A 13,793-nucleotide genomic window follows, 5' to 3' on the forward strand; every position below is an offset into this window, starting at 1 on the left:
AATTACCTATAGGGGGATTTTATATGGCTACAGAAAACAAAAACCAACTGAAAAAAACTATGAATGCCTTTCAAGGTGTAATGTATGTAATTGGTCTTGTAATTGGTTCTGGTGTATTTTTAAAACCTTCAATAGTTTTAGAAAATGCAGGTTCCACAGGAGTTGCACTTTTAATGTGGATTTTTGGTGGTGTAATCACTATAGCAGCAGCTCTTACTGTTGCAGAAATAGCTGCTTACATACCTAAAATTGGTGGTCTATACACATATCTAAGAGAACTATACGGCGATTTAGTTGGTTTCTTATTTGGTTGGGTAGGTGCTTTAATAAATTGTCCAGGTTCCGGTGCTGCTTTAGCAATAGCCTGTTCTACATTTTCAACATTTTTTATACCTATGACTGGGACTCAACAAAAAATGTTTGCTGTATCTTTAGTTATAATATTGACTATTGCTCAAATAATTTCAACTAACTATGGAGTTTGGTTGCAAACATTAGCAACAATAGGTAAATTACTACCAATCGCAGCTATAGCTATATTGGGTTTAGTAAGTGGTACTGCACATGATATAAACTTTTCAACATTACAAAATGTACAAGGTGCTGGTACAGGAGTTGCACTTCTTGGTGTTTTATGGGCATATGACGGATGGCTTAGCTGTTGTACATTAGCTGCTGATATGAAAAATCCAGAAAAGAATATTCCTAAAGCTATAGTTATCGGAATAACATTTGTAATGCTTGTGTATATCGCATTTAACGCAGCTATATTTAATATTTTACCTGGTCCAATTACTGCTGTTTCAGATAAAATAGGTGTAGATGTTGCAAGTAAACTTTTAGGTCCTAGTGGCGCAACATTTATAACAATTGGTATGATGCTTTCTGTATTTGGGGGACTTAATGGTCAATTAACTTGTGGTTCAAGATATGCTTTTGCAATGGCTGAACGTAAGGACCTACCTGCATCAAAAGTATTAGGTTCTCTTCATCCAAAGCTAGGTACACCTATTAATGCATTAATATTTCAAGCTATAATAACAATATTATATATATTATCCGGTACTTTTAACTCAATAACAGATTTAATTGTGTTTGCTTTATGGATTTTCTACACTCTAGGTACAATTAGTATATTTGTTCTTAGAAAGAAATTTACTCGTAACCCTAAACTTTACCATGTTCCTTTATATCCTATAGTACCTTTAATAGGAATAGCTGGTGGTTTATATTTATTATATTCTACACTTAAAGATTCACCTGCTAGTGCTTTATTCGGTATAGGATTAACATTGTTAGGATTACCAGTTTACTACTATTGCAATCGCAACAACAACAAGATAGAAGATAACAATAAAGCTGCCTAATTCATTTCATTAATATATACAAAAAACAACCTACAAACTTAAACTAGCCTCCGTAGGTTGTTTTTCTATTTTTATTTTGTATTAGTTATTCTAAATTTATTATTATTGCTTGATCCTCAAGTAATTTATATTCATATTCTGGATACATTAAAACTTTAGTACATTTTGAGTAATCACACTCTTTATTATAAGATGTGACTATTGCTGTATAACTATTATCCTCTCTATCTACAGCTATTTGATACCATTTATCTTCATTATATAATGGCTCTATTTCATTTCCATCATCGTCCAAAAATATTGCACCTCCTATATCAGAATGTACTAGCCCTTTTTTACGATATTTTATCTTTAAAGTATTTTTATCGGATTTTATATCTTCAACTATAACGCTACCACTTGATGCCCTTTCAAATTCTACTGGTAAATCAGCTATATCTTTAATAATAGGTTCAGGGTATTGCCTTGTTGATCTTTTATCTACAGGAACAAGTTTTATATATTTTGTATCTTTATTTGCCTTTAAAAATTCAAATGAATTTACTGAACCTATTTCTCCTATACCACTTACCCCTGTTGGTAATACATCTAATGATTCTCCTTTATCATCAAATAATGCAAAACCAGTAAAAATTTCTTTATTATTACTTTTTATAGTTATAATGTTTCCAAGTGGTGATATTGATACTTTTTCAATATTTATATCATAATCTATGCCATTACGTTTTATAATCCTATGCTCATTAGGTCTAACTGATTTTATAGCCGGTTGTATTTTACTTTTATCTAATACAGTTTCTATTTTCCAATCTCCTTCAACAAGTAAAACACGTACTAGTTCCAAAACTAATTTATCATTTTCTTTTATTTCTATATTATTTAGCCCTAGCCTTGCCATTGCTTTAACTTTATATTCAGATTCAAAATATACTTCACAATCTTTCATTACTGGATGATTTTCACCAATTGTAAAATTACCGCAAGGTGAAAGATCTTTAATATCCGAAATCATCTCCATTTCTTTTTCGCTTATTTTAATAGGTTTATCACTTTCTATTGTATAAAATAAATTCATAAAGTTTTCATCTGCCGAAAGACTATCTAAGGTAATTTTAATTCCTTTATCCTCTACAGTTATGCCTACTTCATCATTAAATTTCTCAAGACTATTCTTAGATGCACTATACCTAGACTCTGTATTACTACTAAAATAGTTTTTCACTGTATTTATTGCATTTTGTACTGTTTCTGAATTAGCTGCTAATGCTGTTGTAATTGTAAGCATCATAATTGATGCAACTAATACTCCTATTTTTAAAGAAAACCTTTTATGTGATTTGATTGTATTTAAACTTTCATAGGTATTTTCCAATCTTTCATCTAAGCTTTTAGGTGTATCCCATTTTTCTTTTGATATACTTTCTTTTATCATTTCATCAAACCTATCCAAATATCTCACCCCTTTTTCCATCTTCTAATATTAATTTCAACTTAGCTTTTGCTCTACTAAGCCTAGACTTTACTGTTCCAGATGGAATGTTTAAAATCTTACTAATATCTTTTATACTCATATCTTCATAGTAAAACAATATAACAACAGCCTTAAAATCATCTTCTAATTTATTAACTGCCCAAATTAACGTTTTTTCCCTTTTGTCTTCGTATTGTAGGTTATAAACTTCCATATCATTTTGAAGCTCTACCTTATTTCTTTTATTTAAAAGAGCATAACATTCATTTACTAAAATTCTCATTATCCATGGTTTAAAGCATTTTACATCCTTTAAAGTGTTTATATTTTTAAATGCCTTTAACACTGTCTCACTTATGGCATCTTCTACGTCAGCTTCTATCTTTAATATCCCCTTTGCTAATCTATATAAAGATATCTTATTTTCATCTACAAGATTTATAAATATTTCTTTATCTACATAATTTTTTGCAGATTTATGATTTTTAAAATCACTAATTTTTATTACATTGTCTTTTCCAATCATTAAATTCACCTCTCTACACTTAAGATAATCGAGGACTGTAAAAAGTTCCATATATTTATTAAATTTGAAAAAAATATTTTTTCAATAATTCTTAATTCATAATCCTTAATTTTTTTATTTTATTTCCATAACAAAATAAACAAAGAACCAGTACCCTTATTTGGGTTTTAGTGAAGCCTTTAAATAAGCAATTACTTCTAGTGTTGCCTCCATCACAAATGGGACAGGCACGGTAAATTTATTTACTTCGCTTAAAATTAGATGCTCTCCTAGCTTTGTACTTCTTAGCTAATAAATCAAAGCCAGTCCCAAACCTCTTTTCAAAGAAACTGATGATCCACTTTCATCCTTAACTTTTAACTATTAACTATTTAAGGGACTGGCTAACTTTTTTATTTATAGTAATTAAATTGTAAGAGCTACTTTTTATTTTATGGAACTACATTAGTCGTGCCTGTCCCATTTGTTACGGTTGTAAACTTTGAATATAACTTTGTTTAATTTAATATCACAAAATTAGAATTTTACTCTCTTAAATTAAAAAGAAACTGGCAGTCCAGTTTCTACATCAATTCATAATTCTTAATCCTTAATTTAACTCTAGTTTTCTCCATCATTGTCCTTTGTCCATTGCCAATTTTTTTAAATTCCCCACCTCAACTAAATAAGCATCTATCCCAAGTTATACCTCCATCACAAGAGGGACAGACGCGTTATTGGCTACTTTACTATACTTGGGGCTAGATACTTTTGTTGACTTTAGATTCTCTCCAATGCTGCTCTGAGTCGGTCCCCATCACCTGTTTTAGCAACACACCTAAACAATCAACGCCTTCCAGTATTAGCTCCATCACAAATGGGACAGGCACGGTAAATTTATTTTCTTTATTAAAATTTGATGCTCTCCTAATTTTATACTTCTACCTGAACTTTCAAAGCCAGTCTCAAACAATTCAAAAGAAACTGGCAGTCCAGTTTCCTCCATCATTGTCAATTTTTAAAAAATCATTTTCAGAAAGTGGTTGCCACTTTCCACCTAAACTCTTAATTATTAATTCTTAACTCTTTTAAGGGGGATTGGATAACTTTTTTATTTACGGTAATTAAATTTAAAGAGCTACTCTTCTATCTACTATTCTTCTTATCTTTCCTGTTCGTCCTACTCTTTCTATTCCGAAAGGTGGTAATATTTCAATTTTTAAATCGTTAATTAAATTCTTTTTATAATCTATTCCTAAGCTTCTAATATTACTTTTTAAAGAAGTTACTATTTTCTCCTTTAATATATCCCCTTTTAAAGCCATATCCTTATCTTTTGTTTCTATTTTAAATGTTACATCTCTCATTTCATCTACATTATCAACCACCACTTGAAAGAAAGGTGAAACTTCATTAACATTTTTTAATGCCTCATGTACATCATTTATATATATATCTGATACATTAAATCTTATAACATCATCAGTTCTTGATAATAATTTAAACTTCTTTGAAGTTCTTCCACAGGCGCATGGTTCATCAATCCATTGAATGCTATCTCCAAGTCTATATCTTATTATAGGATTAAGAAACCTACTTAAGGTTGTTACAATTGCATCTCCATTTTTATCTCTTTCAACATAACACCAATCATTCATAACATGATGTTCAGTTCCCTTGCAACATTCACATTGAAATCCTATGGGGCCAACTTCTACTGCTGCATATCCAAAGGATGCTATTTTTCTTGCACCAAATACCTTCTTTACATATTCCTGTGCTTTTAATGGCATATGTTCTCCTGCATAAAATATTTTTTCTAATTTAATATTTTCCTTTAATTTTTCTACCTCTTGAGCTAAAAGTATAATGTTTCCTGGAAGACTTATAAGTACATTAGGTTTAAATTTTTTTAAATACTCTATACTTTCCTTTTCAGGTTGATTAGCCGTTAGTGATAATATTTTACAGCCTGTTTCTTCTAACCCTTCATTTACTGCTGGGAAAGCTGTCCAAAGAGCTCCTGCTTTCATATAGTTAACTGCAAAATCATTTTTATCTATACCAACAGCTCTAAAACCTTCTCCAAATATTTTTTTAGACTTTTCAAATTCCTCATTAGAATAAGCTACATACTTCATTTTACCTGTAGTTCCTCCTGCTGAAAAAACATAAGAACTTTCCATATTTCCTGTAATCATATCAGTACTTTTATCTATACTATTTTCATAAATATGCTTTTTTTCAAGTATAGGAACATTTTTAAAATCCTGTAAACTTTTTAATGGAAGAGATACATCTTTATAAAACTCTTTATAAAATGGTGATTTTACAGCCTCATTAATAAGAGAATTTAATCTCCAGAGCAATATATCATCTTTTTTATCTTTATCAACATACTCAATTCCTAAATCATCTATCTTGATATTTTCTTTATTTATAAATCTTACAAGTAAATTAGTTATATACATTCCATCATGAGGTAAAGAATCATCTTCACTTTTATTCATAGCTCCTGGTCTACAAAATCTCATTACTCCAAAATCAATGAAATCCTCAATTATATCTTGAACCCCATCATTACATGCTATAGCTAATGTAGACATATAATATTTTAAAAGTTTTATGTTTCCATCTAAAATATCTTTATAACTATCAACTACATTAACATATATAGTTCTATTTAGAGGGCAATCAGAAATATTATTTTTTTCTTCCACAATTATAGTATGATTTGCGTTTTTACCTTCTAGCACTAACGCCCTATTATTAAATTCCTCCCATTTTGCAATTTCTCTTTTCTTTCTTATCTCAACAGCGTAATCTATATCCAATTGATTTTGAGGAAATTCTTTACCCTTTTCTTCTAAAGCATCATATAAATAATTAACAAAGTTTTTAACATCATTACTATTTTCTATAAATATATTTTGACAGCTTGTACATGCCCTTTGTTCCCAAAAAACTATGTCATCAGCAAAGTTCATTGCAGTTTCTCTTAATTCAAAATCATTTAAACCTTTACACACAATGCTAAAGCTTATTTTAGGACCAAAAGAATAAAGCTGAGTATTAACGGATAATCCATTTTTGTAATTTTTCACTGCTTCTTCTCCACCAAATAAAAGTATAGCATCAAAGCTATTTTTAGCAATTTTATCTAAAGCTTTATTACTGCTTTTCCAATAGGTAATTGCTATATATGGAGTAATTGCTTTATCTACATCTACTTCATCTAATGCTTTATAAAATAATGTTGGAAATAAAAAATCTTGACTAGAAACCTTTAATATATTTATATTTTTTGTTATTATCCCCATAATTAGTGAATCTATTGAACCTAAAAATATATTTCCTGCTGCTATATGAAGAACTGAACCAATTGGAACTGCTCTAGTCATTTTAGACTGTCTATCTTTTGTAAAAGTATCTAAACAATGATAATCTCCAAGACTCTCCAATCTTAATTTTAGGGAGTTTATGCTTAACATTTCTTTAAGGGACTCTATTCCCATATCAACCATTGAAGGAGAATAACTAATTAATTTAGGCATTTTCTCCATTATTTCTTTATAATAATCTCCATTTTTATCACATAATTTGTATGCAGTTTTTTCTAAAATATAAAGTATTTTATCTATAGGCGTATTGTTAAATTCTTTAGATTTTTTTCTTAAAAAAGCTGAATTAAAATATTCATTTGCTTTCTCTTCTGTTAATTCTCCTTTTATATCTAACTGCTTTCCAAAACATATATGTTTAAAATCTTCTAATCTCATACCCTTACCCCCATGTAATCTAATCATTTAGCTATTTAGTATTTCCTGTGCTGCAATGGCGCAACCTTTATGCTTAGTTACTCCACCTCGTCGTATTCTTTCAATATAATCTCCCTTTATTCCACAAGGGCAGTCCTTTTTAATTACAACTAAATCCGTTGATAATACTGATAGATTAGGTTGTGCTGTATTATATGGCGTTATAAGTTGTAAAAGTCCTTCTTCTCCATATGACTTTTTCTTAAAAGTTATAGGATCCCTTGCAACTATTCTACTGTAAATAGGTGCATGTAAATGTCCTTCACTACATGAACAATAAGGAACTCCATGTTCTGCCATACCATAAGTATCTCTTATATTTTCACGTTTAAGACCAATATTTTTTTCTATATAATCCATAAAATCATTTAGTGACATACTTTTCCCTAAATGATTTTTCCAACCTCCCCCAGCTATTATGAACGAATCTTTGTGAACTTTAATTTTCCCATAACTCTCCTTGATTTCTTCTACCATTTTATACATAAATGCCGGAAATCCTAATAATCTTACAGGCGCTTCATTACTTAGTTCTTTAAAAATTTTAGCCCACTTTTTACTATCAAAAACAAATTCACCTTTATCTTCATCCCATTCAATCATCCAATTAACAGATAATGCAGGTGCAAGACCTAAAATTTGCTCATCACTCCAGCTTGTCCCAACATTTTCTGCTTTTTTTATGTCATATGAAAATAAGAAGTAATGTACTGGAGTATCACTCTTAAAGCCTATAGCATTGAATGTATTTTCTGCTAAACTTTGTAGTCTAGAAAATGAGTTTTTATCAAGAAATAATTGAGTTTTTTGACCATTAGTTCCTGAACTTGTTAAGATAAGTTCTAAATCATCTTTTTTAAAATTGCAAAAACCATTTATTTTCATAGTTCCAACAAATAAATTAGGGATATTATCTATATCCTCAATTGTACTTAAACTATTAATATTAAAATCTTCTCTTTCTGCTAAATATTTAATATATGGTTGATTATCAAGTTGAAATTTATAATTTTCATCTATAGCTTTTACAAACAATTCCTCTGTTTCTTTTGTAAAATTAAAAGCATCTTCCCTATTACATAACATATCTATATTATTAAATTTCATATACTAATCCTCCTTTTTCTATTAAAATCAATATCCCATTCTTTTACATTATCAACTAAAGCATTTCCTATAACAGAATCTGCATATATTTTTTCATAATTAATTTCATCATTAATATATTGAAGTATCAACTCATCCTCATCACCATCTCCAGGCATAATGCCTGCAAAGCAAAATCCAAGTTGCTCCATCTTATCCCATATATATATGCTGCTTTTATTACAAAGTTTTAATCTTAAAAATATTGTTTTTTTCCCCTCAAAATATAACTTATTAAATTGATTTAATATCTTATTCATCTCATCTTTAGCAAATTCATTTACATATATTGTTCCTGTATCATATTCATCTACAATAGTTTTTATAGAAGTAACCTCTGAAAAACTTTTATTATCATCTTCTAATTTTTTAAATACTACTTTCACGCCTAAATTAGCATATATGTCATTAATAATTTCTTTATATTTTTCTAGTGTATAAATATATTTTTTACGTTGTTTTTTTAAATATTTATATTTTATGATAAGACTTTCTCTTTTTTCGTTTTTATCATGTATATCTCTAAATTTCAAAGCTGTAATTTTTGATAGAAGTAAAGCACAATCCTTAAATCCATTACTTTCTGCTGACTTTTGAGAATATGTATGACTTGTTACTGCATGTACATATATTCCCACATCTCCTCTTTTTTTGCTTTCTTCTATTACAAACCTTGTTAAATCTGTAAGACACCCTCTCCCCCTAAATTTAGGGTCCACAAAAGCATGTGAAATTTCACATATATTAGGTTTTTGAAAGTATTCTAGAGCTATGTGTCCAATTACATTATTCCTTTCATCTAATGCTATATAAGATATTATTCTTTCTTCATGATTTAATTTTTCTATCATAGATTTATCATAGATATATTTGTGTATATATGAATTTCCATAAGTTCTATAAGCACAATTTACTATTCCTTCAGCTTCATTTTCTAACCTTTTTATTATTATTTTTCTTTTTTCATCAAGCAATTCTTCTGAATTAATCCCTAAATCATAGTCAAGTTTATCTTTGACCTTTTTAGTTATTAATATCATGAACTCTTTTAGCAAAGTATCACCTCTCAAACGACATATTATTTTCTTTTAACCCAATAAACCTTTTTATACCATATAAGCCAGATTATATTATAATTGTTTAATTTTTCTTTTGCAAGTTTTCTCTTCTTTTTTCTGTTCTAAGAATTGTTTCTTTCAATTTTTCTGTATGTTTTTTAATAAAAATAAATCTATAAAAGAATAATATCCTTTTATAGATTTATTTTTTATATAATGTAATTTATATTTTCTTTACTCCATAGTTCACTTATACTTTTAGTGAAAAATTCTTTATAGTTTTTCATTTCTTCATTTGTATAAATATACTTACCATATCCAAATTGTCCATATTTAAATTTTCTTAACTCCTCTTCCATAGGTAATGTTGTTTTAGGAAAAACTTTTAATATATTTTCCTTTGCTCGTTTTGTAAATCTATGAGAAATAACTTCAAACATTATGTTATTGTTATCCATTATAGATTTTGTGTACTTTAACATATCATAATATTTTTCTTCATAGCCTTCATCAAGAAAAACTGGTGCAATTATAAAACCTATAGGATAACCTGCATCACTTACTTTTTTTGCTGCAGCTATTCTGCCTTGAAAGTCCTCTGATTTATGTTCATATTTTCTTATAGCTTCATTTATGTTTATGCTAAATCGAATTGTTGTTCTTCCATTATGTTTTGCATTTAGTAGACTATCAACTTCTGTAAATTTTGTAACAAATCTAAATAGAGATTTATCATTAGCTCCAAAATATTCAATAGCATCTTTTAATGCTCCTGTATAAGCTTCTACCGGTATTGGGTCTGAGGTAGCTGCACCTTCGAATATTGTTATGTCTGGTTTTCTTTCTTCTATATACTTTCCTGCTTTTTCTAAAATTTCATCTGTATTTACATGGATTTTTATGTACGGTTTCTTACCCATCTGAGTATTTAAATAACAATATTCACACATTCCCATACATCCACTTACTAATGGAAGTTGATAATGAGCAGATGGTTTACAGCTTTGAAAATCTAGTTTTTTTCTTACTCCAACTACTAAAGTACTCTTACCTTCTAAAAACATTTCTTTATCTGTTTTTCCTGGTATGCCTGTTATTCTACCATTTTTTGAATACTTTATTCCAACATCTTGATTTTTAAATAATTTAAGTAACTCTTGACCTTTTTCATAATTTAATGCTGCTTCTTCAAAAATAACTCTTTTTGGATTAAACAAATTTTACACCTCTCTCTTGTGTTGAATAATTGTATAAAAATACACTATTTAATTTAAATCTATACAGAATATCTTTGTTATTAGCTTTAGATAGTTAAAAGTTAATTGTGAATTATCCATTGTCAACTTTCAATTTTTAATTATATTATCTATAGTATTACTCATTTTTCTAAATAAGATTACTTTATTTTTTATTATATTAAGAATAAATCTATACCCTAACTTATATATTTTAATAGACAAGCTATATTTTTAATGGCAAAAGTCAAATAAATATATATATATTAAATTATGGGGGAGATTTTTTTGAAAAAGAGACTAGCTTTAATTTTTCAGACAGCTACTGTTTTTGTTGGTACTATTGTAGGGGCTGGCCTTGCATCAGGACAAGAAATAACTCAATTTTTTACAACCTATGGGTTTAAAAGTTTTTTTGGGTTATTAATTTGTGCAGCTTTTTATATTTTAGTTAGTTCTGCAATGGTATCAATTAGCTTAAAATTTAACTTAAATTCATATTCAGATTTTATAACTCTTGTTAGTCCTGGTTTCTTAGGAAAAATTACAGATTTATTAACTGGGTTATTTTTAATTGCTGGGGCTTCTATAATTCTTGCTGGAGGAGGTGCACTATTAAAACAATACTTTGGTATTCCTAGAGTGGTTGGTGTAATTATTATGGCTGCTATTTCACTTTTCACTTTACTTAGAGATACAAAAGGTCTTATAACTATAAACACTCTTATAGTTCCTTCTTTAACTACTATAATAATTGCTGTATTTTTATTTTACTTAATAAATCATGGTGATATTATGTCCATTGATTATATGCAAAGTGTAAGAACTTTTAAAAATGAAATTATCCCTGGACAATGGATTGTTTCATCTTTTTTATACGCTGGTTTTAATATGTTATTTAGTAGTGGTGTTTTAGTTCCGTTAAGTAAAGAAATGAAAAGCAAATCTATAATAATAACCGGTGCATCAATTGGCGCATTGCTTTTAACATTACTAGCCTTTTTAATTAATTCAATGCTACTTGTTAACATACCAGAAATTTTTCAATTTGAAATTCCATTATTGCATGTTGCCAGCAAGTTTGGAACTTTAATTCAATTATTACTTCTTGCTGTTATTTGGTGTGAAATGTTTTCTACAGAAGTTTCTGATATATATAGCGTTGGAAAAACTCTAGAGCAAAAATATAAAATACCTTATAAAATAGGAGTGATTCTAGTTCTTCTTATAGCTCTACCTATTTCTCAATTAGGTTTTAAAAATTTAATAACATATCTTTATCCTGGATTTGGAGTAATTAGTTTAGTATTTGTATATCAAATATTTAAATTTTATTTTAAACATTGCAAATAGAGACTAAAATAGTTAATAGTTAAAAATTTAGGAGGAAACTGGACTACCAGTTTCTTTTTAATTTAAGGGAGTAAAATTTAGATTTGAGCAATAAAGTTAACTAAAGCTATATTCAAAGTTTACAGCCGTAACAAGAAGGACAGGCGTAGCAAAATATATTTTCCATAAGTTATTTTGTGAGTGAAATCTAAAATGTTATCAATAAAATTTAAAGTAATCAAAGCCGGTCCTTAAGATAGTAGCTTTGCTGCGTAGTTGTTCGGTACTGGCTTTGAGCTATTAGTTGAAAAATATAAAACTAGAAGAGTATCAAGTGTTAGCGAAGAAAATAAATTTACCGTGCCTGTCCCATTTGTGATGGAGGTGTAACATAGGATAGATGTTTATTTAGTTGAAGTGGGGAATTTAAAAAAATTGACAATGGACAAAGGACAATTTAAAAAATTAAGAATTAAGAACATTATATAATTGACATTTGACAAAGAACAATTTACAATAATGGTTGAAACTGGATTGCCAGTTTCTTTTTAATTTAAGGGAGTAAATTCTGAGTTTATGATATTAAATTAAACAAAGTTATATTCAAAATGTACAGCCGTAACAAATGGGACAGGCACGAAAGATGTATACCCATAAAACAGAGAGTAGCTCTTTAAATTTAATTGCTATAAATAAAAAAAGTTAGCCAGTCCCTAATATAGTTAAGAGTTATGGTTGATAAATAAAATTTAATAAACTAAAATCATAAATGTAGATTCTATGTGAATTCAATTAATAATATAACAAATTTAAATATAATGTTGAATTCTATATATTCTACAATACATTAAGTAAGGTGATTTTAATGAGTAATTTAGATATATTACGTTCTTGTAGTCTTTGTCCTAGAAATTGTGGTGTTAACAGAACTGGTGGTGAAATTGGTTTTTGTTCAGCCTCTGATAAAATTAAGGTATCGAAAGTATCTAAACATTTTTGGGAGGAACCCTGTATATCTGGAGAAAATGGTTCAGGAACGGTTTTCTTTTCAAACTGTAATTTAAAATGTGTTTTTTGCCAAAATTATAAAATTAGTACTGAGGGATTTGGTAAAGAAATTTCTATAGAAAGATTAAGTTCTATTTTCTTGGAGCAACAATCTAGAAATGTAAATAATATAAACTTAGTAACTCCAACTCACTATATCCCTCAAATAATTGAGGCAATTAAACTAGCTAAATCTAAGGGGCTTACTCTTCCTATAGTTTATAACTCCAATGGATATGAGGATATAAATGCTATTAAAATGTTAAATGGATACGTAGATGTTTATCTTCCAGATTTAAAATACTTTAGCAATAAATACGCTGTAAAATATTCTAAAGCTCCAAATTATTTTACTGTAGCGACAAATGTTATAGATGAAATGTTCTCTCAGGTTGGAGAACCTGTCTTTAATGAGAATGGACTAATTAAAAAAGGTGTTATTATAAGACATTTAATGCTTCCAGGCTTACTTTTTGATTCTAAAAAAATAGTAGATTATATATATAAAAAATATAATGATAAGGTATTTTTAAGTCTTATGAATCAATATACTCCTTTTTATAACTGTAGTGAATATGAAGAGCTAACAAAACCACTTAACCCTAAGCATTATGAATCGTTAATAGATTATTGCGTAGACCTTGGTTATAAAAATGCTTTTATTCAAGAAGAAGGTACTTGTAAAGAAAGTTTTATCCCTGACTTTAATTTAGATGGAGTTTAATTTAATTAGAAGTTAAGAGTGAATAGTTGTAATACTCTTCTAGTTAAAAGTTAATAGTTAATAGTTGTGGTTATTACTATTCGCTATGCT

General features: G+C 28.3%; 10 protein-coding genes. 3 read left to right on the top strand and 7 right to left on the bottom strand.

Annotated features, from left to right (window positions below; all coding sequences use genetic code 11):
* The first annotated feature begins 23 nt into the window (after positions 1-23).
* Complete coding sequence (locus tag CSGHG_RS16575) at positions 24-1,367, top strand: APC family permease (protein ID WP_010297888.1); 1,344 nt, start codon at positions 24-26, stop codon at positions 1,365-1,367.
* An 85-nt stretch (positions 1,368-1,452) separates the two neighbouring features.
* Here the strand turns inward: CSGHG_RS16575 and CSGHG_RS16580 are convergent, their stop codons facing one another.
* From CSGHG_RS16580 to splB, 7 genes are all read right to left on the bottom strand, one after another.
* Positions 1,453-2,817: a DUF4179 domain-containing protein gene (locus tag CSGHG_RS16580; protein WP_010297891.1), complete on the bottom strand. Its 1,365-nt coding sequence runs from the start codon at positions 2,815-2,817 to the stop codon at positions 1,453-1,455.
* Positions 2,810-3,364, bottom strand: coding sequence for a sigma-70 family RNA polymerase sigma factor (locus CSGHG_RS16585; RefSeq protein ID WP_010297894.1), 555 nt, complete (start codon positions 3,362-3,364; stop codon positions 2,810-2,812). Before CSGHG_RS16585 ends, CSGHG_RS16580 begins: the two co-directional genes overlap by 8 nt.
* 850 nt (positions 3,365-4,214) lie before the next feature.
* Positions 4,215-4,358 carry a hypothetical protein gene (locus tag CSGHG_RS23965; protein ID WP_207635873.1) on the bottom strand — a complete coding sequence of 48 codons (144 nt, stop codon included), beginning with the start codon at positions 4,356-4,358 and terminating at the stop codon, positions 4,215-4,217.
* Positions 4,359-4,473: 115 nt separating this feature from the next.
* The gene (locus tag CSGHG_RS16595) at positions 4,474-7,122 is read right to left on the bottom strand and encodes an aldehyde dehydrogenase family protein (protein ID WP_010297898.1); all 2,649 of its coding nucleotides are present in this window, start codon (positions 7,120-7,122) and stop codon (positions 4,474-4,476) included.
* A 27-nt stretch (positions 7,123-7,149) separates the two neighbouring features.
* Positions 7,150-8,268 (bottom strand): LuxE/PaaK family acyltransferase, encoded by a 1,119-nt coding sequence (locus tag CSGHG_RS16600; protein WP_010297900.1) that lies wholly within the window; start codon positions 8,266-8,268, stop codon positions 7,150-7,152.
* Positions 8,265-9,362 carry a GNAT family N-acetyltransferase gene (locus CSGHG_RS16605; protein ID WP_042316928.1) on the bottom strand — a complete coding sequence of 366 codons (1,098 nt, stop codon included), beginning with the start codon at positions 9,360-9,362 and terminating at the stop codon, positions 8,265-8,267. The genes CSGHG_RS16600 and CSGHG_RS16605 overlap by 4 nt, the downstream gene beginning before the upstream one ends.
* 212 nt (positions 9,363-9,574) lie before the next feature.
* Positions 9,575-10,582 (bottom strand): spore photoproduct lyase, encoded by a 1,008-nt coding sequence (gene splB / locus CSGHG_RS16610; protein WP_010297906.1) that lies wholly within the window; start codon positions 10,580-10,582, stop codon positions 9,575-9,577.
* A gap of 306 nt (positions 10,583-10,888) precedes the next feature.
* Here splB and CSGHG_RS16615 point away from each other — a divergent pair, with 306 nt between their 5' ends.
* Positions 10,889-11,953, top strand: a complete 1,065-nt coding sequence (locus CSGHG_RS16615; RefSeq protein WP_010297909.1) for a YkvI family membrane protein — start codon at positions 10,889-10,891, stop codon at positions 11,951-11,953.
* A gap of 844 nt (positions 11,954-12,797) precedes the next feature.
* Positions 12,798-13,703 (top strand): radical SAM protein, encoded by a 906-nt coding sequence (locus CSGHG_RS16620; RefSeq protein ID WP_010297912.1) that lies wholly within the window; start codon positions 12,798-12,800, stop codon positions 13,701-13,703.
* Positions 13,704-13,793: the final 90 nt, after the last annotated feature.

The organism is Clostridium senegalense JC122 (assembly GCF_000285575.1).
Lineage (GTDB): Bacteria > Bacillota > Clostridia > Clostridiales > Clostridiaceae > Clostridium_J > Clostridium_J senegalense.